This window comes from Streptococcus sanguinis, assembly GCF_050220005.1.
Taxonomy (GTDB): Bacteria; Bacillota; Bacilli; order Lactobacillales; family Streptococcaceae; genus Streptococcus; species Streptococcus sanguinis_Z.
The window spans coordinates 1,987,429-2,012,233 of the sequence record NZ_CP071413.1 but is presented as its reverse complement, the minus strand read 5'-3'; the positions used below and the strand labels follow the sequence as shown (position 1 = coordinate 2,012,233).

The following is a 24,805-nucleotide window of genomic DNA, read 5'->3' as shown; positions in this document are numbered from 1 at the left end:
TGCGAACCTCCCTTATTCTTCAGATTCAGTAGTATTGGCCAAGGCTTCGATGACTCGACCTTTAATAATAACGCCGACTAACTTGTCCTTATCATCTACAACGGCCAGAGGCGCTGGTGAATCGTAAATCAGCGGGAAAATATCAGTAATCAGGGTTTCCTGAGTGACCTTGCGGACGTTCTTATCAATCACTTCAGCCAGTGCTTGATGTTGCTTACGGGCATCTCGGGCGGCTTCGGCAGTTAGACTACCCTTGAGATGCCGCTTCCTATCCACAGCCAGCAGCATACTGACCTCTTCTTTTTTCATCCGATTAAGAGCCACGGTTGGTCCGTCAATATCAATGTTAGTAGTCAGTGGCGTTGTCATGATATTCTGGGCAGTCAAGACCTTGGAGCGGTCCACATCTTCAACGAACTCTCGAACGAAGTCGTTGGCTGGATTGGTCAGGATTTCCTCACCGGTGCCAATCTGCATAATCTGACCGTCAGCCATAATAGCAATACGGTCACCGATACGCAGGGCCTCATTGAGATCGTGGGTGATAAAGATAATGGTACGCTCATGCTCTGCCTGCAGATCCAGCAGCTCATCCTGCATTTCGCGGCGGATAAGGGGATCTAGAGCTGAGAAGGCCTCGTCCATGAGCAGAATATCAGGATTATTGGCCAAAGCTCGAGCTAGGCCGACCCGCTGCTGCATCCCACCGGAGAGCTGATCGGGGTATTGGTCCTTGAAGGACAGGAGACCGGCATTGTCCAGAGCTTGTTCAGCTAGGCGCGTGCGCTCTTCCTTATCAACACCTCGAACTTCCAGACCGAACTCAGTATTTTCCAAAATGGTCCGATGCGGGAAGAGTCCAAAGTTTTGGAAGACCATATTGAGCTTGTGGCGGCGAACGTCACGCAGCTCCTCTTCGTTCATCTTGGCCACATCTTGGCCGTCGATGTAAATGTCGCCTGATGTTGGGTCAATCAATCGGTTGAGCAGGCGGATAAGGGTAGACTTCCCACTACCGGACAGTCCCATGATGACAAAAATTTCTCCGATCTGAACCTCAAAGTTTACATCGTAAACTCCGACAGTAGCACCAGTTTTTTCTAAAATTTCCGTTTTGCTTTTGGCTTGCTGCACCATTTCCAGTGCCTGCTTTTGCCTTTTGCCGAAAATTTTAGTCAAATGTTTTACTTCTAGTTTATTCAACGTATTTCTCCTTTTGCACAAGTGACTACATGTTTATTTTGATAAGTTGTCACTTAAAAGACCATCACAGTATAACATCGTGTGGTCACTTTGTCAAACCCAAAAGACCGTCAGACCGGTATTTTTCGGATATTATAAAAAAGGGGAGTGATTTTTTGAAATATTTTTGAAAGTCGTAAAAAGCTTGTCAGACAGCGGATTTGCCTGTCTATTCTGTTTTTTTGACAAAGAAAAAACAAGTGCTGTTTCACTTGTTTGTTTCAATTTCATTAAAAAATAAATTATGCATCAAACCGACTGATAATTCGTTGCCAACAAAGTAGATGGTATTGCCGGCTTCCAGCTTGGTATAAGGACCAGGCGAGATTAGGAGTTGGTCTCCCTGCTGGACTGCGACAATGGTAGCGCCAGTCGAGTGCCAGATATTGAGCTCATTGATAGATTTTCCTAGGTTGATGGCGTCTGTTGAGAGCTGGAGCTCGTAGGGATTGAAAGGGAAGCGCTGCTGAACATCTTTGGTCCGACTGAGAAGCTGGTTAAGCAGCTGGGAAAAGTTGGCAAATTCTTCCTCTTGGCGCTGGATGCTCTGGTGGAGCTTGCTTTTGAGGTCCTGCAGAGAGTTGACATCTTTATAGGTCTCGAGAAACTGCTGAGCTTTTTCCTTGGAGGAAATGAATGCCCCGCTGCCATGGCGGACTTCCATGATTTCCAGATCTACCAGCACATTGATAGCCTTGCGGGCTGTCTCAGGAGAGACATTGAAGTTGCTGGCTAGGGTAGAGCGGGCATAGATTTTGCTGCCGATGGGATATTTGCCGTCAACGATTCGCTCAGCAATAGCGACGGCAATCTGCTGGTAGCGTGGGAATGCGACTTCTTTTTTGCTCATGAGGACCTCCAATTTACAACAGAAATATAGCTATGATTATAATATAAAACTGGAAGATTGAAAAGTGCTCTTTGTAAAATCGACCGTCTTATCCGCCTCTTCTTGCCTTTCTTTTTACTTTTTTAAGTAGTATAATATGTCTAAAAGTTAGAGCTTTTCTGGAAAAGGAACAGTAAAAACCAGATGATAGAGATAAGAATGGATAAAAAGATGACTGTAAAGATGATAGCGGCAGACATGGATGGAACCTTGCTGGACGGACAGGGACAGCTGGATTTGCCGCGTCTGGCTACTATTTTAGATGAGCTGGAGAAGAGAGACATTCGCTTTGTGGTGGCTACTGGTAATGAAATTCCACGGATGCGTCTGCTATTGGGAGATTTGGTAGAACGAATGACTTTGGTAGTCGCCAACGGAGCTAGGATTTTTGAAAAGAATCAGCTAAGCATGAGCAGTTTCTGGGAACCTGGATTGATTAGGGATGCGTTGGCTTATTTTTCCGGTCATGAAAGGGAACTTCAGCTGGTTGTGACCTCCGAAAGAGGCGGCTTTGTCCAGGAAGGGACAAAGTTTCCCTTGATTGAAAAGGTTATGACTAAGGAAATGGCCCAGCTTTTCCACAAACGGATGAATTTTGTGCCTAGCCTTCAGGATTATCCTTTTGACAAGGTCTTGAAAATGAGTATGATGGTCGAAGAGTCTGCAGCAGCAGAGCATGCTCGTCTGCTCAATCAGCATTTTGCAGGCCGATTAAGCGCTGTTGCCAGTGGTTACGGAGCCATTGACATCCTCCAAGATGGAATGCACAAGGCTTGGGGCTTGCAGCAGCTGATGGCTAAGTGGCAGATTCAAAGCTCGGAAATCATGGCTTTTGGCGATAGTGAAAATGATGTAGAAATGCTTGAATTAGCTGGTATTTCTTACGCTATGGAAAATGGCGATGAGCGGGTCAAAGGGGTGGCAGATTACCTAGCACCAGCCAATACAGAATCCGGTGTTCTACAGGTGATTGAGCAATACTTAGAAGAGGAAAAAGGATAATGGCAGTACAATTATTAGAAGAATGGCTTCTCAAGGAGCAGGCAAAATTGCAGCAAAACTACAGAGAGCTCAATCGACTCTCCGTCAAGGAGCCAGACATCATCTTTATCGGAGATTCCATTGTAGAATACTATCCGCTCCAGGAGCTCCTGCAGACGGATAAAAGACTGGTCAACCGCGGCATTCGGGGCTATAAGACTGATTTGCTTTTAGAAAACCTAGATGCCCATCTCTTTGGGCAGGCTTTGGATAAGGTCTTTATCCTGATAGGTACCAATGATATTGGCAAGGAGATGCCTCAGACAGAAACGCTGGCTAATTTGGAAGCCGTTATTCAGGAGATTTCTCGCGACTATCCGCTGGCTCAGATCCAGTTGCTGTCGGTCCTGCCGGTCAATGAAGCTCCAGCCTACAAGAGTACGGTCTATGTCCGTAGCAATGAAAAGATTCAGGCCCTCAATCAGGCCTATCGCCAGCTGGCCAGCGCCTACATGAATGTCCAGTTTATTGATCTATACGATGCTTTTCTGAACGAGGAAGGCCAGCTGCGCCCAGACTACACAAGGGACGGCCTCCATCTGACCATTGCTGGCTATGCAGCCCTGTCCAAGGCTTTGCAGGAGACGTTATAGAGATAAAAATAGGGAGCGAAAAAAGCCCAACCAGACAAATCTTCAAAGGAAGATTTTTTTTAAAAACTTTTGGTTGACAAATGTAAATCTTAGAGGTAAAATAGGATTATAAGATTTACAAATGTAGATTTAGAAAGGAGAGGTCATGCAAATTTCCAATGCGGAATGGCGCATCATGAAGATTATCTGGATGGAAGGCAAGCAGACCAGCACGGATTTGATCGCCGTCTTGTCCGAGCGCTTTGACTGGTCGAAGTCGACGGTCAAGACTCTCTTGACCCGCTTGATGGAGAAAGGATGTTTGACTAGAGAAAAATCAGGCAAAGCCTTTGTTTACTCGGCTTTGTTGAAGCAGGACCAGAGTTTAGACTTGGTCGTTGAGGATGTGAAAGACAAGGTTTGCTCCAAAAGGATTGTCCAGGTGCTTGAAAACTTGATTCAGGCGAGTGACTTTACGCTTGCAGATCTTAATCAGCTGCAGCAGGTCCTGGAAGAAAAGAAAGCAGAGGCTGTCGAAACAGTCCCTTGCAATTGTATGTAATAGAAAGAAGGAAATTCCATGTTTGGATTGTTGATTAGTATTGTTTGTTTACTTGTGGTTGCTTTTATTGCTTGGTGGTTCTTTGCAGAGCATGAAAAGGTAAGCGACCACGCTCGTCAGAAATCAGGTTATCAAGAAATTGAAGTCGAAGTCATGGGGGGCTATTCGCCTGAAACCATTGTCCTGAAAAAGAATGTTCCAGCCCGGATCATCTTTAATCGCAAGGATCCATCTTCATGTCTGGCTCAAGTGATCTTTCCAGATTTTGGCGTTCATGAAGATTTGCCTTTAGGTGAAAAACATGTCATTGAAATTACGCCAGAAAAAGCGGGCGAATATGGGTATTCATGTGGAATGAACATGATGCATGGTCACATGATTGTGGAATAAAGGAGTAGGTATGGTAGAAAAACAAAAAGCAGTTGTGGAAAACGGAGTGCAAAAGATCCGTATTACAGCAGAAAAAGGCTATAGTCCAAAGGAATTTCAACTTCAAAAAGGGATCCCTGCTGAAATCACCTTCCATCGGGTCAATCCTTCCGGCTGTTACAAGGAAATTTGGTTTGAAGATCAGGGGATTTTAGAGCCTTTGGAAGTCGGTGTGGATAAGGTGATATCCTTTACTCCGACAGAAACAGGGGACTTCGAGTTTTCATGTGGAATGAAGATGCAAAAGGGTTCCTACACGGTTGTGGAAAAACGCCGTCGTCTCTTAAGTTTACGGGGTCGCTTTTGGATTACTAGTATCTTTACTCTTCCCTTATTGATCTTGATGATCGGGATGATGGCAGGATTTGTATCCCATCCAGTCAGTCGCTGGGGGACTTTTCTAGCGACAACGCCGATCATGTTGGTAGCAGGAGTTCCTTTTATTAAGAGTGCCTGGGCCTCATTTAAGAAGCATCATTCCAATATGGATACCTTGGTAGCTCTTGGAACCCTGGTAGCCTATGTCTATAGTGTATTTGCCCTTTTTACTGGTCAGCCAGTATACTTTGAGGCTGCGGGTTTTATCATCTTCTTTGTCCTCTTAGGGCAAATCTTTGAAGAACGGATGCGTAACAATGCCTCCGAGGCTGTGGAAAAGTTGTTGGATTTGCAGGCAAAAACGGCTCAAGTTCTCCGTGATGGGAACTATGTCGAGGTTGCGGCAGAAGATATCCAAATTGATGACTTGATTCGGGTCCGTCCTGGGGAAAAGATCGCGGTTGATGGGACGATTGTAGAAGGAAGTACGACCATTGATGAGTCGATGGTGACAGGTGAAAGCTTGCCTGTGGAAAAATCAGTTGGTGATGCAGTTATCGGCTCCACTATCAACAGCAATGGGACCATTCTCTTTAAGGCTGAAAAAGTCGGTAGTGAGACCCTCCTATCTCAAATTGTGGACTTTGTCAAAATGGCCCAATCCAGTCGTGCTCCTATTCAAGATTTGACGGATAAGATTTCAGGTATCTTTGTTCCAGTGGTGACGATTTTGGCCATTGCGACTTTCTGGGTTTGGTCCGTGCTTTTGGGCGCGTCGCTTCAAGAGGCCATGCTCTATGCAGTCTCTGTCCTCATTATTGCCTGTCCTTGTGCCCTTGGTTTAGCAACCCCAACAGCCCTGATGGTCGGAACCGGCCGTAGTGCCAAGATGGGCGTTCTGATTAAAAATGGAACAGTTCTTCAAGAAGTGCAAAAGATTCAAACCGTTGTGTTTGATAAGACAGGGACTATTACCATTGGCCAACCACTTGTAACCGATGTTGTAGGAGATAAAGCGCGTGTCTTGACACTGGCTGCTAGTCTTGAAACTTTTTCAGAACATCCACTAGCCCAAGCGGTGTTATCCCAAGCAGAAGAAAAAGGTTTGGTGTTATCCCCTGTGGAAAACTTCCAAGCGATTGAAGGAAAAGGGGTCCAAGGTCAGATCGACCAGCAGTTGGTGACCTTGGGAAATGGCAAACTTCATGACGGGACAGCGATGGATCCGGAGCTTGAAAAACGGATGGTAGAGTTGCAAGAGCAGGCCAAAACAGTGATCAGTTTGTCTGTGGATGGGCAAGTGATTGGCTTGATTGCCATTCAAGATGCTCCGAAGGCCAGCTCAAAAGAAGCGATCAAAAAGCTCAAAGAACGGGGCTTGAAAACGGTCATGTTAACGGGGGATAATGAACGGGTGGCCCAAGCTATTGCTAAGCAAGTGGGAATTGACACCGTCATTGCTGATGTCCTTCCTCAAGAAAAAGCTAGCGCCATCCAAAAACTGCAAGAAGCTAGCAAGGTCGCCTTTGTTGGAGATGGGATCAATGATGCTCCAGCTCTCTCGATCGCGGATGTGGGGATCGCTATGGGATCTGGAACGGATATTGCGATCGAGTCCGGTGGCATCGTGCTCACGCAAAATGATTTACTTGGCGTTGTGCGCGCCTTTGACATGAGTCAAAAGACCTTCCGCAGGATCTTACTCAATCTCTTCTGGGCCTCTATCTACAATATCCTTGGGATTCCAATTGCTGCTGGAGTCTTTGCAGGACTGGGATTGACCCTCAATCCAGAACTAGCAGGTCTTGCCATGGCCTTAAGTTCTGTGTCTGTTTTGACTAGCTCGCTGCTTCTCAATGTTGCGAAAATTGATTAAATGAAATAAAAAGAGAGTGGGGCAGAAATCGGTAATTCGTTAGAATTCGATTTCGTCGTCTCACCTCCGCACAGTTGAGTAGGGCTGTAAAAGCTAATGAAATCAATGTAGTAGAGCCCACTCAACCACTGCGTCTTGCTCGACAATCCAAAAACAATTAAGAGGCTAGGACTTTTGTCCCAGTCTCTTTTTGTTCGATTTCCTACAGCTACAAGTCTTAGAGGTGCATGCAAATTATAATAAAATATCCTATTCTACTATAAGTTTGTGAAATTTTCTCAAAAAGAACATCTGTCATGTAATAGGGATTGAGCATCTCTGAGCATATTCTTATACAAGTAAGAAAAAACATGGTAAATTGATATAGTAAAGTTTCTTGAAGCGTTTTCATTCACAAATGGAAATGTTTTCAATAACTGAAAATTTATTTTATTGAAGGAGAGTTATTCTTATGACTCAAGGAAAAATTACTGCATCTGCAGCAATGCTCAACGTATTGAAAACATGGGGCGTAGATACCATCTACGGTATCCCATCAGGAACACTCAGCTCACTTATGGATGCTTTGGCTGAAGACAAAGATATCCGTTTCTTGCAAGTTCGCCACGAAGAAACTGGTGCTCTTGCAGCGGTCATGCAAGCTAAATTTGGCGGCTCAATCGGGGTTGCAGTTGGTTCAGGTGGTCCAGGTGCGACTCACTTGATTAACGGTGTTTACGATGCAGCTATGGATAATACTCCATTCCTTGCTATTCTTGGATCACGTCCAGTCAACGAACTCAACATGGATGCCTTCCAAGAATTGAACCAAAACCCAATGTATAACGGTATTGCTGTTTACAACAAACGTGTCGCTTACGCTGAGCAATTGCCAAAAGTGATTGACGAAGCTTGCCGTGCTGCCGTTTCTAAAAAAGGTCCAGCTGTTGTTGAAATCCCAGTAAACTTCGGTTTCCAAGAAATCGACGAAAACTCATATTACGGATCAGGTTCTTACGAGCGTTCATTCATCGCTCCTGCTTTGAACGAAGTTGAAATCGACAAAGCAGTTGAAATCTTGAACAAGGCTGAGCGTCCAGTTATCTACGCTGGATTTGGTGGTGTTAAAGCTGGTGAAGTGATTACGGAATTGTCACGTAAAATCAAAGCACCAATCATCACAACTGGTAAAAACTTTGAAGCTTTCGAATGGAACTACGAAGGTTTGACAGGTTCTGCTTACCGTGTTGGTTGGAAACCAGCCAACGAAGTGGTCTTTGAAGCAGACACCGTTCTTTTCCTTGGGTCAAACTTCCCATTTGCTGAAGTTTACGAAGCTTTCAAGAACACTGAAAAATTCATCCAAGTCGATATTGACCCTTACAAACTTGGTAAACGCCATGCCCTTGACGCTTCAATCCTTGGTGATGCAGGTCAAGCAGCGAAAGCGATCCTTGACAAAGTAAACCCAGTAGAATCTACTCCATGGTGGCGTGCAAACGTGAAGAACAACCAAAACTGGCGTGATTACATGAACAAACTCGAAGGTAAAACTGAGGGTGAATTGCAATTGTACCAAGTTTACAATGCAATCAACAAACATGCTGATCAAGACGCTATCTACTCAATCGACGTAGGTGACACTACTCAAACATCTACTCGTCACCTTCACATGACACCTAAGAACATGTGGCGTACATCTCCACTCTTTGCGACAATGGGTATTGCCCTTCCTGGTGGTATTGCTGCTAAGAAAGACAATCCAGATCGCCAAGTATGGAACATCATGGGTGACGGTGCATTCAACATGTGCTACCCAGACGTTATCACAAACGTTCAATACGACCTTCCAGTTATCAACGTTGTCTTCTCAAATGGTAAATATGCCTTCATCAAGGACAAATACGAAGACACAAACAAACACTTGTTTGGTTGTGACTTCCCTAATGCTGACTATGCGAAAATCGCTGAAGCTCAAGGTGCTGTTGGATTTACAGTTGACCGTATCGAAGATATTGATGCAGTCGTTGCAGAAGCTGTAAAACTCAACAAAGCAGGCAAGACAGTTGTCATCGATGCCCGCATCACGCAACACCGTCCACTTCCAGTAGAAGTACTTGAACTCGATCCAAAACTTCACTCAGAAGAGGCTATTAAAGACTTTAAGGAAAAATACGAAGCAGAAGAACTCGTACCATTCCGTCTCTTCTTAGAAGAAGAAGGGTTGCAATCACGCGCAATCAAATAATTCCTCTCGTCGAAAATCAAGTGTAAGCTTTGTAGCCTTTATTCTTTGATTTTCCTAGAGTCGAACTTGAAAAGATCGGAGCAATCCGGTCTTTTTATGGAGAATAACAAATGAATTTAAATCAATTAGATATTATCGTTTCAAATGTTCCCCAAGTCTGTGCTGACTTGGAGCGTATTTTGGATAAAAAGGCCGATTATGTTGATGATGGTTTTGCTCAGTTCACGATTGGCAGTCATTGTCTCATGTTGTCCCAAAATCATTTGATTCCTTTGGAAAATTTCCAATCAGGCATCATTCTTCACATCGAGGTTGAGGATGTAAACCAGAATTACAAACGGCTGAAAGAGCTTGGTGCTGAGATTTTACACGGCCCAGCTGTAACTGATTGGGGAACGGAGTCCCTGCTAGTGAAAGGCCCATCTGGTCTAGTGATTGATTTTTATCGAATGAAATAGGTCTGTTTAAATAGAAAAAACGGATAAAATCAACTGATTACAAAAGTGTTGATTTTATCCGTTTTTATGTGAACTAATATTATATTTCGGCTAGAAATTAAGTTTTTGTCCAACTTCTTGCTCTATATCAGCAGGTTTATTTAACTTCTCCGCCTTCAACAACTAGGTCGTCAGCCTTAGCAGCTTCGCCGTATGTTGGATGGAGGGTTTCTTCATAGGCCTTGTGGAAGAAGTTTTCTTTGCCGAGTTTCTTGATTTCGTCGTTGATGTAGTTGAGCAGCTCGGTATTGCCTTTCTGCACAGCTGGGGCAATGGTATCTGGATCACCTAGCGAAGTGATGCCGACTTCAAAGCCTTTGTTTTCCAGAGCCCAGGCTAGGACTTCAGTATTGTCTGTAGAAAAGGCATCGCCGCGGCCGTCCAGCAGGGCTTGGTAAGCATCGCTGTATTGATCATACTTTTGCAGCCTGATATTCGGGTAGTTCTTTTCAAAGTAGGTTTCAGCCGTGGTTCCCTTGGTGATGATCAGGGTCTTGCCTTCCAATTGCTCAGGTTTGGTGATAACTGAGCCCTTTGGTGATACGACTCCGAGAGATACCTTCATATAGGGCAGGGCGAAGTCAACTTGTTTTTTCCGCTCGTCTGTGACAGTGAAGTTGGCTAGGGTGATATCGACCTTGTTGGAGATTAAGTATTCAGCCCGATTGGCAGCATCTACAGGCACGTACTCTGGCTTAACACCCAAATCTTTGGCTAGCTGGTCGCCCAGATAAATGTCATAGCCTTGATATTTGCCGTTGTTATCTACATAGCCGAACGGTTTCTTGTCGCTGAAAACCGCAATACGGAGCTTACCGCTCTTTTTAATTTCCTCAAGACTGCGGGCCTTGACCGTTTTGCTGGAAGCTGCGTCTTTGTTACCAGCATCTTTCTTGCTGGAACTGCCGCAAGCGACAAGGAAGAAAGCCAGAGTAAGGGTTGTTAAAGTAAAGATTATTTTAGATAATTTCATAAGAGACTCCTTTATAAGATATGAGAATGTGAAGAAAATACAGAGATACCAAAAAGTAGCCACATCAGTGGTGGGTGAGGCATAACTGTCAGCCTAGATGACTGAAGTCAAAGACATTGAGAAATTCCTGGGCTCGCTGGGTTTTTGGTTGGCTGAAGAACTGTTGGGCGGTATTTTCCTCAAGGATACCACCTTGGTCCATGAAGATAATCCGATCGGCAATGGCGCGGGCGAACTGCATTTCGTGGGTCACAATCAGCATGGTCCGGCCTTCCTCGGCTAGGTCATTAATAAGCTCTAGCACTTCACGGACCATCTCGGGATCCAGCGAAGCAGTCACCTCATCAAAAAGGATGATTTCCGGGTGCATGAGAAGCGAACGGACGATTGCCACCCGTTGCTTTTGGCCGCCAGACAGTTGGCGAGCAAAGCTGTGCTTTTTATCAGCCAGGCCGACCCGCTCCAGCAGACTTTCAGCTTCCTTGATGACCTCGTCCTTCTTGCGCCCCTGAGCCTTTATTGGAGCAAGAATCAGATTTTGAAGAACATCCAAATGGGGGAAGAGTTCATAGCTTTGAAAGACCATGCCAATCTTCTGACGAACGAGATGGAAGTCCTTTTTCTGGCTGAGGATGGACTGGCCGTCCAGTAAAATATCGCCAGATTGGATGCTTTCAAGGCCGTTGATGCAGCGAAGTAGGGTTGACTTGCCACAGCCAGATGATCCTAGGATGACCACGACCTCTCCTTTTTGGACAGAGAGAGACAGGCCTTTAAGGATGGCATTGCTGCCGAAAGACTTGCGAATGTCCCTTAATTCTAAAATGATTTCTGACATGATGTCCGTTACTCCTTCCAGATGGTTTCCAAATAAGAGGACAGCTTAGAAATAGGGAAGCAGACTGCGAAGTAAAGCAGCAGAATGCAGCCATAAATCCAAAAAGCAGCAGAAGGGATAGACAGACGATTACTGTCAATGATCTGCTGGCCGACCTTGACGACCTCGATGACTCCGATAAGGACGATGAGTGAGGTTGTCTTAATCATCCGCGTGATTAGATTAATCGCCTGTGGCAAAAGCCGTCGCAGTACCTGTGGGATGATAATGTAGACATAGAGTTGGCGCTGAGATAGTCCCAGTGCCTGACCACTCTCAAACTGATGCTTGGGTAGGGAAGTGATGGCACCCCGTACCAAGTCACCCATCTCCGCCGTTCCCCAAAGAGAGAAGACGATAATGGCTGAAAGCTCACCGGAGATATTGATGTCGAAATTTCTGGCTAAGCCAAAGTAAACCAGAAAGAGCAGAACCAGCTGAGGCATGACGCGGATAAACTCTAGATAGGCTCTGGACAGAAAGCGCACGATCTTTGAGTGCGAGGTCATAATGATGCCCAAAATAGTCCCCAAGATGAGGGAGATGATGACCGAGAGGATGGAAATACCAATGGTGACACCTAGCCCTTGTAAGATACGTAAAAAATTATTCCCCTGAAAGAGAACTTGAATGCCCGAATCCTGCACGCCGCAGCCTCCTTTCTATCCAGCTAAAGCCAAGTGAGATTGGCAGCAAAATAATCAGATAAGCGATGACCAACATGAGCAGAGCCGTATCTGTCTCGTAGTAAAGACCAATCAAGTCCTTAGCTACAAACATTAGGTCTGCCAAGGCAACAGCTGAAAATACTGAGGTTTCCTTGATTAAAAAGATGACATTGGCACTAAAGGAAGGCAGGGCAATAGCTGCAGCCTGAGGCAGGATGACATAGTAGAAGACTTGTACTGGTCGTAGGCCGATAGAGAGTCCGACCTCCCTCTGCGTTTGGCTGACTGCTTCAAGGCCGCTTCGGAAAGACTCAGCCATGTAGGAACCGCCCAGAAAGATTAGCCCAATCGTTGCACAAGCCTCAGAGGATAGAACGAGTCCAACACGAGGCAGGCCGAAGAAAAGAAAGAAAAGTTGCAGCAACAGCGGCGTATTGCGGGAAAACTCGATATAGGCGGTTGCTAGCGGCTTCAAAATTGGAACCTTGTAAAAGCGAATCAGACTGACTAAGAATCCGACGGCAATTGACCCCAAAATCCCCCAAAAGGCGATAAACATGGTTAAAAGAAAGGCCTCTTGATAGAGGGGATAGTAATCACTGACGACGTCCCAGTTCACGGCTCTCACTCCTTAAACACTTGATGTTCCTAGTGTAGCATAGATAACAGACCTTTAGTAATATGTATTTTTTATCGCACTGATAAGGAAAATCTATCACTGGTCTGAAGAAAAATGCCAGATTGGGGGGGTGTTATTTCAGCTGTGAGCTCGATTAAACCAAGGTGGTTATAAAACATTTCGCTTTGATTTTGGATGAGTATAAAAAGGCTAAAAATCCCTGACCTATGGTATAATAGGATGATATGACAAAAGACAATACTAGTTCAAACAAATTATACAAACTATTCTTTGCTTTATTCAGCTGTATCGTGGGGCTGTCGTTTCTGTTCATGATGCTGAAAGATGTCTCGTCCACTAATTGGTATAAGAGTCGATTTCAGGGGTGGAAGACCATAACGGCTGAGGTGAGCGATTTTACGACCAGTCCGGAAAATCGCTCTACGCCCGCTTACTACCCTATTTATCACTACATTGTTGATGGCCAAACCTACCAGGGGATTTCAGACATCTATCAATATGAAGTGCCTAAGTCTGGGGAAACCATTAGCATTCTCTACAATCCCAAGTCGCCTGAGCAGAGCCAATATAAGAATGACATCCCAATCCCTATCCTTGTACTCATGCCATTGCTGGGATTCTTATTATTTATGGCATTTGCTGCCGGCTCCCTCTATCAGGCCTTTAATCCTCTACAGGAGCCAAAGTCGCAACCTAAGGCTGCAAAAAGGATCAGTATTGTTGAGGGAACAGTTCGTAAAGAGAATCCCATTGTATCTTTAGTCTACCTAAGCCTGATTATGATAGCCCTCACTTATATCTGTATCACTGCAACAGGGCAATTCAAAGCCGTATTTTATGGTTGGAAAACTACATCCGCTCAAGTCATTGACTATGATGTGTATGAAACCGGAGGAAGTAGAGGAGGAAGAGGACTAAGTCTTTATAATAGCATCTACCAATATCAAGTAGACGGCGTGGCTTATGAAGGCTATTCTGTTCTCGGTAGATTTACAAAACCCAAAATTCAAAGTCAAATCCCTATTGCCTATAATCCTGAGTATCCCTATCAGAGTGCTTCTAGTGAAAACCGTCATTTCTTTTATATAGTCTTCTTGCCTGGCTTTAGTCTATTGCTAGTCGGCAAGATTCTCTCTCTAATGATTGCTGCTTGGATAAAGAAGGCTAGCCTCGCTCAAGCCAGAAGACTAGGACATGTCTATGACGGCTATATTATCGATGTTATCCCCGCTGAACAGTTTAGAGAGTATAATCCGTTGCATGAGATTTGGCTTGAATTTGATATTAACCAAGTGCCCTATCAAACCAGCATTTGCCTTCCCTTAAGAGAACATCATTTTATCTCTTACAGCCAGAATCCTAGACCTATCCCAGTCTATGTGGATCCTCATGATGATAGCCAGTTCCTGATAGATGACAATGATATCTATGCTATTACAAATCAAATACAGATTAGTTGATCCCCCTCCTAATGCCACCTCTCTCATCATTGACCAGCAACTAGACGTTCTACCGTCTTGACCTCCTTTGAGGTGGATCCACATGAGTTGAAGAATATTGGGAATGCCGAACCTCACAGACACCATAGAACTTGGAATAGTATCAATTTTCCGTAGGATGTTAGAAGTTTATTTGCTGATTGTTTATTATAATATAAGAAAAACGTTTAATTGATAAGGAGGCAAAAAGATGACTGAAAAACTGACTTTTCCTGATGGTTTTTTGTGGGGCGGAGCGACAGCTGCCAACCAGTGCGAGGGCGCTTATGATGCGGATGGTCGCGGGCTGGCCAATGTAGATGTGGTGCCGATTGGTGAGGATCGTCTGGCCATCATCACGGGTAAGAAAAAGATGTTTGACTTTGAGGAAGGCTATTTCTACCCAGCCAAGGAAGCTATTGACATGTACCATCGCTTTAAGGAGGACATTGCCCTCTTTGGCGAGATGGGCTTTAAGACCTATCGTCTGTCCATTGCTTGGAGCAGGATTTTCCCTAAGGGGGATGAGCTGGAGCCCAATGAAGCTGGCCTGAAATTTTACGAAGACCTCTTTAAGGAATGCCACAAGTACGGCATTGAGCCATTGGTGACCATTACTCACTTTGACTGTCCCATGCACCATTTATGGGAGCGGGGCTCTGCTTTGAAGAAGGCGAAAATGAGGAGCAGGTCAAGTATCAAGCAGCCCATCATGAGCTAGTCGCGTCAGCCATTGCCACCAAGCTGGCTCATGAGATTGATCCGGAAAATAAGGTCGGCTGTATGTTAGCGGCGGGTCAAAATTATCCTAACACCTGTCATCCACGCGATGTATGGGCTGGTATGGAGGAAGACAGGAAAAACTATTTCTTCATTGATGTGCAGGCGCGTGGCGAATATCCCAACTATGCCCAGAAAGCTTGGGAGCGCGAGGGTATCACTGTCGAAATGACAGAAGAAGACCTGCAGCTGCTCAAGGAGCATACGGTGGACTTCATTTCCTTCTCATATTACTCTAGCCGGGTGGCTTCGGGAGATCCTAAGGTTAATGAGCTGACGGAGGGCAATATCTTTGCTTCTCTCAAGAACCCTTATTTGGAAAGCTCTGAGTGGGGCTGGCAGATTGATCCTCTGGGCTTGCGCATTACGCTAAATGCCATCTGGGATCGTTATCAAAAGCCCATGTTTATCGTGGAAAATGGTCTGGGTGCAGTGGATACTCCGGATGAAAATGGCTATGTGGCTGATGACTACCGGATTGACTACTTGGCGGCCCATGTAAAGGCTATGCGGGAAGCCATCAATGAGGACGGTGTGGTGCTGTGGGGCTACACGACCTGGGGCTGTATCGACCTAGTATCAGCCGGTACTGGAGAGATGAAGAAGCGCTACGGCTTTATCTACGTGGATCGGGACAATGAAGGCAAGGGAACACTCAAACGTTCCAAGAAAAAATCTTTTGATTGGTACAAGGAAGTCATCGCGACTAACGGAGCATCTGTGAAATAAGAAAAAGGCTGAGATATGAATGTCTCAGCATTTTTCCTTAGCCCTCAAGGGCGAAAGTAATACTTCTAAAAACGATTTTGCAAAAAATTTTAAACATTCTGAGCCTCCTTTTTATAGCACATACATTTCTTATTTCTTTCTATTTTAAAGTTCGATTCTCAAATATCCTTCAAGTAATTCTAAAATATTTCTAAAGTTTTTCGAATAGTCCATCTTTTATTGACTTAGCCTCTTATCCTTGCTACACTAGTGATAGGAAATTTCTGGAGGCGAGTGTTTATGGCTCATATTTTACTCATCGAAGACAACAGTGATATTCATGAAATTCTAAAAGATCTTTTTCAGAAGGAACACACGGTTTATTCCGCCTATTCGGGGACGGAGGGCATTTCGCTGTTTGAGCGGGAGGAGATTGATTTGGTCCTTTTGGATATCATGCTGCCGGGGAAGAATGGCGATGAAGTGTTGAGGGAAATTCGCAGCAGCAATGCTACGGTGCCAGTGGTCATGCTGACGGCCCTTGGTGAGAAAGCGCTGGTTAGCCAGTATCTGCTGAATGGTGCTAATGATTATATCGTCAAACCCTTCAATCTGGATGAAGTTTTTGCCCGTATCACCGTGCAGCTGCGCAGCCAGCAGGCTTTGACTGGCGAGGAAGAAGGCCAGTCCTTTAAAAATATCCGTCTGCTCAAGGCTACTTTTGAGGCGGTCTGTGGAGAGAAAAGCGTCCGTCTGAGCAAGAAAGAATATCATATCCTCCAGCTCTTGCTCCGTCATCCCAAGAAGATCTACACCAAGGAAGAGCTCTTTGAGCAGGTCTGGGAAGAGAGCTATCTGCCTGGGGATAATACCCTGAATACTCACCTCAGCAATCTACGTAAGAAACTGGCTCAGTTGGATCCAACAGAGGAATACATAGAGACTGTTTGGGGACTGGGTGTCCGGCTCAAGGAGGACTGATATGTTGGTGTTAGTCATTTTATTTGCCCTTATCAGTCTGTTTCTGGCCATTGGTTTCATACGCTATCATCTGGCGGTCAAGGATGTGGCACAGCAGATTCGTCTGAAGCGGCAGACAGGGAGCCAGAATCGTCTGGCTCCTGCTGCCCATGCCCCCAGTATTTTGGAATTGACAGAGGAAGCAGAGTTGCTCTTTCGGGAGCTAGATAAGACGACCTTTGTTGTCCAGCAGGAAAAGAAGACGCTGGATATGGCTATCAGTAATATTGCCCATGATATCCGCACCCCTCTGACCATTGCCAGTGGCTACACCCAGCAGCTACTGAAGGATGATAGTCAGGAAAGTCAGCAGCTAATCAAAATTGCAGATAGTCTGGGAATGGTGTCCAAACGGCTGGAAGCCTTGATGGAGTATCGCCGGCTAATGGAGGGAGCCATACGAGCTAATGTCCAGCCGACAGACATATCCCAGCTGGTAACCCAGCAGCTTTTTACCTATTATGACGCCTTTCAGAAAGCCCAGATTGACCTGCAGGTAGAGCTGGCTGAAGGTCTAGAGCTAGAGACAGACCCAGAAATTTTAGAGCGCATTGTCCAAAATATGATAAGCAATGTCCTCAAACACGGCCGTAAGGCCGCCAGCATTTCTCTGAAAAAAGAGGGCGAGCATTGTATCTTTACCGTCAAAAATATCGTTCAGCAGCCTATCCAATATCTGGATAAGCTGACCAATCGCTTTTACTCAGAAAACCTATCCAGCAGCGAGGAGTCTTCAGGGCTGGGGCTCTACATCACCCAGCAGTTAGTCGAAATCCTAGGCGGGGACTTGACAATGAAAGCTGAGGACGACTGGTTTGAACTAGTTGTGACTTTGTAAAAAAGACTTGAAAAAGCAAAATAAGGAAGGCTCAGCTCTATCAGCTAGCCTCAAAATCCGCTCAAAAAACCTCAGCTAATTTTTGAATTGGCGGAGGTTTATTTTTAGATTAAGTCGAAGAAAGGCATGATAAAGATGCCTTTTTGTTTTGTGATTTGAAAAGCAAGTCATATCAGCGAGGTCATTTTAACAGTCAAAGTGAAAAATCAGCCAACTGCTCTAAACCCTTGATATAACTGACTTGCAACTGACAGTTGACAATGATTCCAAGTTCAATCACTCAAAAAGCAACTAGATTTTTTCTTTATTCCAAGTCCAGTCGCTAGAAAGGCAACTGGCTTTTTTGTTAATCTGAAAGCAGAAGCCGAGTTTTTGATTTCGGAATGAACGAGTCGCTGTCTTTGAAGATTTGGATCAAAAACTTGAGTTTAATTATATTATAAGGAGGTATTCTCATGAATACAGAAACAACTATCAAACCACAACCAAAACTAATTTTGCCGTTTCTGGCTTGGAACTTCGGCTGGACATGGGGATTCTGGCTATTGGACATTATCCTCAAAAACCTTTGGCCAGACAGCCCACCTACAGCCTATCTTGCTCTTGAAGCTATTCTAAATGGTATTGCTATGTTTGGGCCTATGCTGGCCAGCCTGATAGTACTGAAAAAGAAAGGCTTCAAGGCCATTTGCTCCTATCTTTTTTCAGGCAAGAAAGAGACTTGGCTCTACTTGCTAATCTATGGTGGCGGTCTGACCGCCTTCTATGCCCTAGCTTCTGGCGGCAAGCTGGTAGACGGCGCTTTAGTAAGCTTTCCTTGGTTTTTTATCTATTGTATTGTCCTATCGGGCGGGATTGAAGAATTCGGCTGGCGCGGCTTCCTACAGCCGGCCTTAGAGAAAAAGTTTTCTTTCTTTGTCTCTACTTTGATGACCGGTATCATTTGGGCCATCTGGCATATTCCTCTCTGGTTTTACGATCGCTTTTATGATCGAAGCCAGGATCTTTTCTCAGTTTTTATCATTTTCAGTATCTTTCTCTCTTTCTGGCTTGCTGCACTTTATAAGAAGACCCAGTCTGCCCTTGCTTGTAACATCTTTCATGCGCTCTCCAACACCCTCATCCCGACTTTTGTTGGCATAGCTCAAGCTAACAATCAATTGGATTTCTCTCAAGTCAATCCCTTCTTTTACTTTGGAGGTGTGATTCTCCTGACACTTTATAGTATCTATCTCTGGTATCGGATGGATAGGGAGGAAAAAGCTCTTCCATCTAAAGAAGAAGTCTAGCATTTTATGAAGAGATGACAATCAGACTTTGCAGTCTCTCCGCCTTGTGCTATAATAAGTTTCAATGAAAGAAAGTATAAAAAATAAGAAAGAGTAGGTAAAACAATCCATGAATCTATCAGACAGAATCCAGTACCTGCGAAAAGTGCGGGGCATTTCTCAGGAGGGGCTAGCCGAAAAACTCGGTGTGTCTAGACAGGCCGTTTCCAAGTGGGAGAGCGAGCAGAGTATGCCTGATTTGGATAAGATCATTTCCATGAGTGACTATTTTGAGGTGACCACAGACTATCTGCTCAAGGGAATTGAGCCTGTAGTACAGAAAGAGGAAGAGCAGTCAATCAAGCACAGGAGAATAGCCAGCAATATTTGCTATCAGCTCTCTCTTGGCTTTGTCGGTCTGGGCATCATCCTCTCCATTATCCTAGCTGATTTTCTCAAAATCAGTGTCTTGCTAACGCCGGTGCTGATCGTTCAGGGAGTAGGGCTGCTGGTGTGGGGAACAGGCCGCAATCTATCCGAGATAAGACCTTCTTTTCAGGTTAAGCTAGCCTTGATTTTATTCTTGCTTTTTGTTCCCCTCGGATTTCTATCTAATGTTCTTTTTCCTCTGGGCAAGATCTTTCCATATCCGACCAGTCTGGCAGCTAGTCTTGCCTTTGTCACTTTCTACCTTATCCTAGGAGTCTGCATCAGTTTGTTCTTTAAAAAGCAAGATTGGAAGCAGTGAAAGAAAGCCGATAAAGCCGGCTAGACCAGAAAGGGTGAAATCCGCTCATCATCCAATTAAAATCCGCTCAAAAAAACTCAGCTAATTTAGTGATTAGCTGAGTTTTTATTTTACAAATCTCTCTTTTTCAGTGTAGCCAGTCCTGCTATTGTAAAGACCGTGATCAGACTGAGAGCAAAGATAGCTGTTTTGATGATGACACCTGGTATTGAAGCGTCTCCGTAGACGAACTCCATCTTGATAGCCTTGAACCATTCATTATTGGCATCAACCATTTGACTAGGGAGGCCGAGTAAGATGTAGGTCATGATATAGGTGATAAAGACGACACTATAGTTTCGAGTCAAGTAGAGGACAAAGCTGGTAATGCAGTACCAAGCATAGGTACAGATGGCCTGCATGACAAAGAGTATTGCGAATTGTCCCCAGAAATTAGCTGGCAGGGTTCCCATATTACCACCGGTTCGGACAAATTCGATGACAATACCAAAAATGTAGAGTAGTATGAACTGCATAGGAAGTAAGCTACCGATAGTCAGTGATTTAGAGAAGTAATACTGGGTCCGAGTCTTGCCTGTAGTCAGGTTATTGTGATAAAGTTTGTCATTGAGATCAACACCGAGAAGCAAGCTAGTCATGACATTGCAGGCAATAAAGAGCATGCCGCTGTTGTAGGAGACGACATCTATGGCAAAAAAGATACCGTTGTCGGAACTGACAACTTTGGAAGTGAAAATGCCGAGGAGAATTCCAAAGATGCAGAAAGCCTGCACTCCCCAGAATCCTACGGAGCGGAAGAGACGGTAGTAATCCGCCTTGATACTATTAAACATGAGTGTTTCCTCCTTGTTGGTTGATTAAGTCTGTAAAGTATTTTTCTAAGTCTTTGTGGGCGTAGTAGATTTCCCCGATTGGGATGTCGGCTAGGACTAGTTCCTTGGCAATCTTGCGAATTTCTTGTACCTTACCGGAAATATGTAGCTCATCTTCCTTGTTGGTTGGTCTGAGATGGTAGCCGAGCTTGTCTTGCACTAAATGAGCAGCTTGCTTGATATTATCCGTTTTTAGGATGATATAGTCGCCGCTTTCTCGGTTAAATTCTTCCTTAGACAGCTCCTTGATGAAATGCCCTTGATTGATAAAGCCAAAGCGAGTTGCGACTAGATAAAGCTCGGACAGGATATGGCTGGAAATGATGATGGTGATGCCTAATTCTTGATTGAGGCGCTTGACCATTTCTCTAAATTCCTGAATCCCAACTGGATCTAAACCATTGATGGGCTCGTCCAGAATGAGCAAGTCGGGACGCCCCAAAATGGCAATGGCAATGCCCAACCGCTGTTTCATCCCTAGAGAGAAATTGCGGAATTTTTTCTTTCCAGTATCGGTCAGGCCGACATATTGCAGGGTTTCTTTGATGACTTTGTCAGCATTTGGAATGCCCCGGTCGGTACAGTAGTAGCGCAGATTTTCATAGGCCGACATGTGGGCATGAGCTACAGGGGTCTCGATAACAGATCCAGTATGGCTGAGGGCCTTGGTCCATTCTTGTTGGTTCTGAGAGCCCAGGACAGACACGGACCCTCCGCTAGGATAGATGACTTGCGTGATGATTTTGATCAGTGTGGTCTTACCAGCACCGTTTTTTCCGATGAGACCGTAGATCTCTCCTTTCTTGATGGAAAGACTGACGTCTTTCAGAGCATATTGATCACCGTATTTTTTAGTGAGTCCTTTCACTTCTAAAACATTTTGCATGATGTTTCTCCTTTAATTACTTTGTTTATACTTTTATTATACAAACTAATTATCAAATATTTCTCAAGAAATTCTAAAATATTTCTCAAGAAATTTAAAATTGAAAAAATTAAAATGAGCCAGTCAAGAACTGGCTCATTCTCTACTATAAATCCTTTTTGTGGAAAGTATAAAGGCTTGCTGCAGTGAAGACTGTTCCTAAAAACAAGGCGATTAGAACAATTCTTAAGGTTACACCGTTGCTTTGAAGCGTCTCAAAATCAAAGCTCATGGTGAAATGCTGCAGCCATAAAGATTTGGGATAAAGTTGCGCAAGAGCTCCGGTTAAGGATGCGCAGAAAAGGTAACCTCCCAGGGCAGCAATCATAGATTTACTCAGATAAAGAATAAAGGAAATAACGGCTGTCCAAGCAATAACAGTCAGGCACTGCACAAAGAATAGAAGAATAAACTGAAGCAGGAAGGTGGCGGATAAATCACCAATACCGTTTAGAATGGCCGCTAGGATAAAGTTGATGCTATAATAGAGAGCCAACTGCAGGAACGTTACGCAGACCATGACTAGGGCTTTAGAGACGAAGAAACTGGTACGGGAAACGCCGCTGGTTAAAGTATTCTTGTAAAGCTGCTTGTTCAGATCTGTCCCGATGACGACCATAGAGAGGATAATGATGATAAATGTATTGTTACCGATAGCGTTGGACACCGCTTGTATAAGCTGGACGGCATTTAATTTGCCAAAGACTGCGCTCAAGGTCGTCAGTAGAAAGATGAATTCGGTAATCCAAACAGCCTTGGAACGAAAGAAACGGTAAAAATCTGCTTGAAAAGTATGTAACATGTTTTTTTCTCCTTACTGGACTAAATCTGTAAAGTATTTTTCTAAATCTTTGTGAGCTGCATAGATACCATTGACATGAATGTTGGATAGGACCAACTCCCTATTGATGTCATTTAGTTCCTGCTCTTGGGCGACAATGTGCAGTTCGTCAGATTTATCAGCGTCCTTGAGCTGATAGTGGAGCTTACCTTGGATGAGGTTGGCGGCCTGGTCTCTATCGCTGGTTTTGAGGACGATATAATCTTCGCTGGCTCGGTCAAAGTCGTCCTTGGTGAATTCTGCGACAAGCCGTCCTTGGTCAATCACGCCAAACTTGGTGGCTACCAGATAAAGCTCAGACAAGATGTGGCTGGAAATGATAAAAGTGATTCCCAACTCTTGATTGAGTCGCTGAATCATCAGTCGAAATTCCTTGATGCCAAGCGGATCTAGGCCGTTGATAGGTTCGTCTAAAATCATGAGTTCAGGCTTACTGATAAGTGCAATAGCGATTCCTAGACGCTGCTTCATTCCTAGCGAAAAGTTGCGGAATTTCTTTTTACCAGTATTGCTCAATCCGACATAGGCCAGGGTTTCCTTGATGAGCTGGTCGGGCTGGGCAATCTGGTGGACCTTGCAGTAGTAGTTGAGGTTTTGATAAGCAGTCATCTGATTGTAAGCGACTGGTGTTTCGATGACAGTTCCTATCTTACGCAGGGCTTCATTCCATTCCTTAGAGTTCTGCGAACCAAAGACAGACACGGTTCCGCTGTTGGCATGAATGAGCCGGCTAATGGTCTTGAGAAGAGTGGTTTTGCCAGCTCCGTTCTTGCCAATCAGTCCATAAATATCGCCTTTCTGGATCGAAAGGCTCACATGATCAAGGGCATATTGCTGGCCATATTGTTTGGTAACTTGCTTTACTTCTAAAACAGTTTGCATGGTATATTCTCGCTTTCTTAGGTTTGATTTTAGTATACAAGCTAGATTTCAAATATTTCTCAAGAAATTCTAAAATATTTCTAAAGAAATGCAGAACCAATCCAAAAGCAATAAAAAAGCAGCCAAAGGGCTGACTGCTTAAATTTATAAGTCCCTGTGCTGGAAGGCTTGGTAACCACCTAAGAGAGAACCAGCTAGGATTAAGAGTAAAAATAGTTCAGAATTTATCTGAGGGAAAACGATGATGAGGCTAGACTGAAGCATAATCAGGGCGAAAAAGCCGAGATAGCTGGCTAGGGTGGAGCGGGTCAGGTAGAGGAGACAGGTAACTACGGAACTGCAGGTCATAATAAAGAGAAAGGAGCGAAAGAAAGACAAGGAAAAGCTCCAGAAAAAGTTCTTTGGCATAGTCCCAAGTCCATGGAAGAGGCTTCCAAAGATAAAGGCTGCTGCGAAGGCTGTTATTAGTTGAAAGATGATAATTATGACAAGAACAGCTATTTTGGATAGGTAAAACTCTTTCCGAGAAACCCCGCTAGCTAATATATTGTTGTATAGTTTTCTAGTCAGGTCGCGACCTAACAGAAAGATGATAAGCACAAGGACAGTAATCATGACAAAGGGCAGGAAGTCTTTAGCAAGCTGCCCGAGAGCTTCAAATCCTGTCCAACCTTGGATGACTATATCTTCTGGATCAGAAGATGTAGAGATATAAAAATTAAAGTTTCTTTCACCAAGAGAGCTGATGAAAATGAGAAAAAAGAGCAGCCCTTCTATTAGCCAAAAAAGCTTAGAGCGGACAAGCTGGTAGAGCTCCGCCTGGATAGTATGTAACATGAAATCTCCTCTGAATGTTTAAGATTGTTCCTGCTTTTTATAAATTTTTCTTTTTAAAAACCATCAGCCCGCTAATCAGAAAGACTAGGGTGACCGTTACCACTGTCAGGATAGCCTTGATAACAGCTCCGCCATCTGCTGCCATATTTGTGTTAAATCGCAGGGTCAGACAGATTAGCCATTCATTATCCGGATAAAAGATGAGGGGAATAGTCAGTAAAGTACCGCCAAGGAAATAGGTCAGAAAGCTAGATATAATCGAGTGGCTGGCATAGAGCACAAAAGAAATGATGGCAATCCATGTAATCGTGCTGAGAAATTGAACGAAGAGAGCAGCTCCTAGCTGAGGCAAAAAAGAGCTGGGGGCACTTCCAATTCCGTTGGACAGACTAGCAGTCACAAAGGAGATAGATAAAATCAGCAGGAAGTGAAATGCTGCGATGCTAACACAAACAAAGAACTTAGAAAAATAATAGCTGAGCTTAGAGATGCCGTAGCTCAGACAGTTTTTATACAGTTTCCGAGACAGGTCCACTCCTAGGACCATACTGATACCAATGATAGTGAAAAAGAGCAGACTGTCTGTTTTGCCTGCAAAATAGTCCAGAGCTTGAAGGCCGGTTAGTTTTCCTAGAGCTTGACTAGCAGCCTCATTTCTGGAGATATTTGCTCCAAAATGAATATTTGCCTGGAAGAAGGTTGCTGATAAAATCACACAGAAAAACTCAGTAATCCAAAAGCCTTTTGAGCGCATGAGCCGGTAAAAATCAGCTCGAATGAAATCCATCATGATAAGC

24 protein-coding genes and 1 pseudogene are annotated in these 24,805 nt (G+C 44.4%); 13 read left to right on the top strand and 12 right to left on the bottom strand.

Translation table 11 applies throughout. The features are described 5' to 3' along the window. Positions 1-12: 12 nt before the first annotated feature. Both J1C86_RS09835 and J1C86_RS09830 read right to left on the bottom strand, forming a co-directional pair. Entirely contained in the window at positions 13-1,203 is a 1,191-nt protein-coding gene (locus J1C86_RS09835) for a quaternary amine ABC transporter ATP-binding protein (protein ID WP_004189995.1), read from the bottom strand. Positions 1,204-1,450: 247 nt separating this feature from the next. After that, complete coding sequence (locus tag J1C86_RS09830) at positions 1,451-2,092, bottom strand: GntR family transcriptional regulator (protein ID WP_125352301.1); 642 nt, start codon at positions 2,090-2,092, stop codon at positions 1,451-1,453. A 183-nt stretch (positions 2,093-2,275) separates the two neighbouring features. Here J1C86_RS09830 and J1C86_RS09825 point away from each other — a divergent pair, with 183 nt between their 5' ends. The 7 genes from J1C86_RS09825 (at position 2,276) to J1C86_RS09795 (ending at position 9,614) form a co-directional block, all read left to right on the top strand. Next, entirely contained in the window at positions 2,276-3,133 is an 858-nt protein-coding gene (locus J1C86_RS09825; protein ID WP_185755744.1) for a Cof-type HAD-IIB family hydrolase, read from the top strand. Then, complete coding sequence (locus tag J1C86_RS09820) at positions 3,133-3,765, top strand: SGNH/GDSL hydrolase family protein (RefSeq protein WP_125406064.1); 633 nt, start codon at positions 3,133-3,135, stop codon at positions 3,763-3,765. The genes J1C86_RS09825 and J1C86_RS09820 overlap by 1 nt, the downstream gene beginning before the upstream one ends. Before the next feature lie 145 nt (positions 3,766-3,910). Beyond that, entirely contained in the window at positions 3,911-4,306 is a 396-nt protein-coding gene (locus tag J1C86_RS09815) for a CopY/TcrY family copper transport repressor (protein WP_002898344.1), read from the top strand. A gap of 18 nt (positions 4,307-4,324) precedes the next feature. Then, the gene (locus tag J1C86_RS09810) at positions 4,325-4,696 is read left to right on the top strand and encodes a cupredoxin domain-containing protein (RefSeq protein ID WP_002898343.1); all 372 of its coding nucleotides are present in this window, start codon (positions 4,325-4,327) and stop codon (positions 4,694-4,696) included. A gap of 10 nt (positions 4,697-4,706) precedes the next feature. Then, the gene (locus J1C86_RS09805; RefSeq protein WP_125408778.1) at positions 4,707-6,929 is read left to right on the top strand and encodes a heavy metal translocating P-type ATPase; all 2,223 of its coding nucleotides are present in this window, start codon (positions 4,707-4,709) and stop codon (positions 6,927-6,929) included. 451 nt (positions 6,930-7,380) lie between these two features. Further along, positions 7,381-9,156: a pyruvate oxidase gene (gene spxB / locus J1C86_RS09800; RefSeq protein WP_125406058.1), complete on the top strand. Its 1,776-nt coding sequence runs from the start codon at positions 7,381-7,383 to the stop codon at positions 9,154-9,156. 110 nt (positions 9,157-9,266) lie between these two features. Beyond that, positions 9,267-9,614, top strand: coding sequence for a VOC family protein (locus J1C86_RS09795; RefSeq protein ID WP_125406055.1), 348 nt, complete (start codon positions 9,267-9,269; stop codon positions 9,612-9,614). Between the two features lie 136 nt (positions 9,615-9,750). Here J1C86_RS09795 and J1C86_RS09790 read toward each other — a convergent pair whose 3' ends face one another. The 4 genes from J1C86_RS09790 to J1C86_RS09775 form a co-directional block, all read right to left on the bottom strand. Then, entirely contained in the window at positions 9,751-10,626 is an 876-nt protein-coding gene (locus J1C86_RS09790; protein WP_125406052.1) for a cysteine ABC transporter substrate-binding protein, read from the bottom strand. An 88-nt stretch (positions 10,627-10,714) separates the two neighbouring features. Continuing rightward, positions 10,715-11,464 carry an amino acid ABC transporter ATP-binding protein gene (locus J1C86_RS09785; protein WP_125406049.1) on the bottom strand — a complete coding sequence of 250 codons (750 nt, stop codon included), beginning with the start codon at positions 11,462-11,464 and terminating at the stop codon, positions 10,715-10,717. A gap of 8 nt (positions 11,465-11,472) precedes the next feature. Continuing rightward, positions 11,473-12,150: an amino acid ABC transporter permease gene (locus J1C86_RS09780; RefSeq protein ID WP_125406046.1), complete on the bottom strand. Its 678-nt coding sequence runs from the start codon at positions 12,148-12,150 to the stop codon at positions 11,473-11,475. Then, positions 12,110-12,790 carry an amino acid ABC transporter permease gene (locus J1C86_RS09775; protein WP_125406043.1) on the bottom strand — a complete coding sequence of 227 codons (681 nt, stop codon included), beginning with the start codon at positions 12,788-12,790 and terminating at the stop codon, positions 12,110-12,112. The genes J1C86_RS09780 and J1C86_RS09775 overlap by 41 nt, the downstream gene beginning before the upstream one ends. Positions 12,791-13,122: 332 nt before the next feature. Between J1C86_RS09775 and J1C86_RS09770 the strand changes: the two genes are divergently transcribed. The 6 genes and pseudogenes from J1C86_RS09770 to J1C86_RS09745 all read left to right on the top strand — a co-directional run bounded on the left by J1C86_RS09770 (position 13,123) and on the right by J1C86_RS09745 (position 19,651). Then, entirely contained in the window at positions 13,123-14,271 is a 1,149-nt protein-coding gene (locus J1C86_RS09770) for a DUF3592 domain-containing protein (RefSeq protein WP_427150801.1), read from the top strand. Between the two features lie 229 nt (positions 14,272-14,500). After that, positions 14,501-15,798, top strand: a pseudogene (locus tag J1C86_RS09765) (family 1 glycosylhydrolase). A gap of 279 nt (positions 15,799-16,077) precedes the next feature. Further along, positions 16,078-16,758, top strand: coding sequence for a response regulator transcription factor (locus J1C86_RS09760; protein ID WP_002907256.1), 681 nt, complete (start codon positions 16,078-16,080; stop codon positions 16,756-16,758). A 1-nt stretch (position 16,759) separates the two neighbouring features. Further along, on the top strand, positions 16,760-17,635 hold the full coding sequence (locus J1C86_RS09755; RefSeq protein WP_125406034.1) for a sensor histidine kinase: 876 nt from the start codon (positions 16,760-16,762) through the stop codon (positions 17,633-17,635). A 455-nt stretch (positions 17,636-18,090) separates the two neighbouring features. Beyond that, complete coding sequence (locus J1C86_RS09750; protein WP_125406031.1) at positions 18,091-18,924, top strand: CPBP family intramembrane glutamic endopeptidase; 834 nt, start codon at positions 18,091-18,093, stop codon at positions 18,922-18,924. 109 nt (positions 18,925-19,033) lie between these two features. Then, positions 19,034-19,651 (top strand): helix-turn-helix domain-containing protein, encoded by a 618-nt coding sequence (locus J1C86_RS09745; RefSeq protein WP_125406028.1) that lies wholly within the window; start codon positions 19,034-19,036, stop codon positions 19,649-19,651. A 110-nt stretch (positions 19,652-19,761) separates the two neighbouring features. On the opposite strand, the gene J1C86_RS09740 is transcribed toward J1C86_RS09745, so the two are convergent. The 6 genes from J1C86_RS09740 to J1C86_RS09715 all read right to left on the bottom strand — a co-directional run bounded on the left by J1C86_RS09740 (position 19,762) and on the right by J1C86_RS09715 (position 24,798). After that, on the bottom strand, positions 19,762-20,484 hold the full coding sequence (locus J1C86_RS09740) for a lantibiotic ABC transporter permease (RefSeq protein ID WP_125406025.1): 723 nt from the start codon (positions 20,482-20,484) through the stop codon (positions 19,762-19,764). Continuing rightward, positions 20,477-21,409 (bottom strand): ABC transporter ATP-binding protein, encoded by a 933-nt coding sequence (locus J1C86_RS09735; RefSeq protein ID WP_125406023.1) that lies wholly within the window; start codon positions 21,407-21,409, stop codon positions 20,477-20,479. Before J1C86_RS09735 ends, J1C86_RS09740 begins: the two co-directional genes overlap by 8 nt. Positions 21,410-21,554: 145 nt before the next feature. Beyond that, on the bottom strand, positions 21,555-22,250 hold the full coding sequence (locus J1C86_RS09730) for an ABC transporter permease (protein WP_061592216.1): 696 nt from the start codon (positions 22,248-22,250) through the stop codon (positions 21,555-21,557). Between the two features lie 12 nt (positions 22,251-22,262). Further along, the gene (locus J1C86_RS09725) at positions 22,263-23,171 is read right to left on the bottom strand and encodes an ATP-binding cassette domain-containing protein (protein ID WP_125406020.1); all 909 of its coding nucleotides are present in this window, start codon (positions 23,169-23,171) and stop codon (positions 22,263-22,265) included. 144 nt (positions 23,172-23,315) lie between these two features. Continuing rightward, the gene (locus J1C86_RS09720; RefSeq protein WP_125406018.1) at positions 23,316-24,008 is read right to left on the bottom strand and encodes an ABC transporter permease; all 693 of its coding nucleotides are present in this window, start codon (positions 24,006-24,008) and stop codon (positions 23,316-23,318) included. Positions 24,009-24,045: 37 nt separating this feature from the next. Then, positions 24,046-24,798: an ABC transporter permease gene (locus tag J1C86_RS09715; protein WP_125406015.1), complete on the bottom strand. Its 753-nt coding sequence runs from the start codon at positions 24,796-24,798 to the stop codon at positions 24,046-24,048. Between the last annotated feature and the right edge of the window lie 7 nt (positions 24,799-24,805).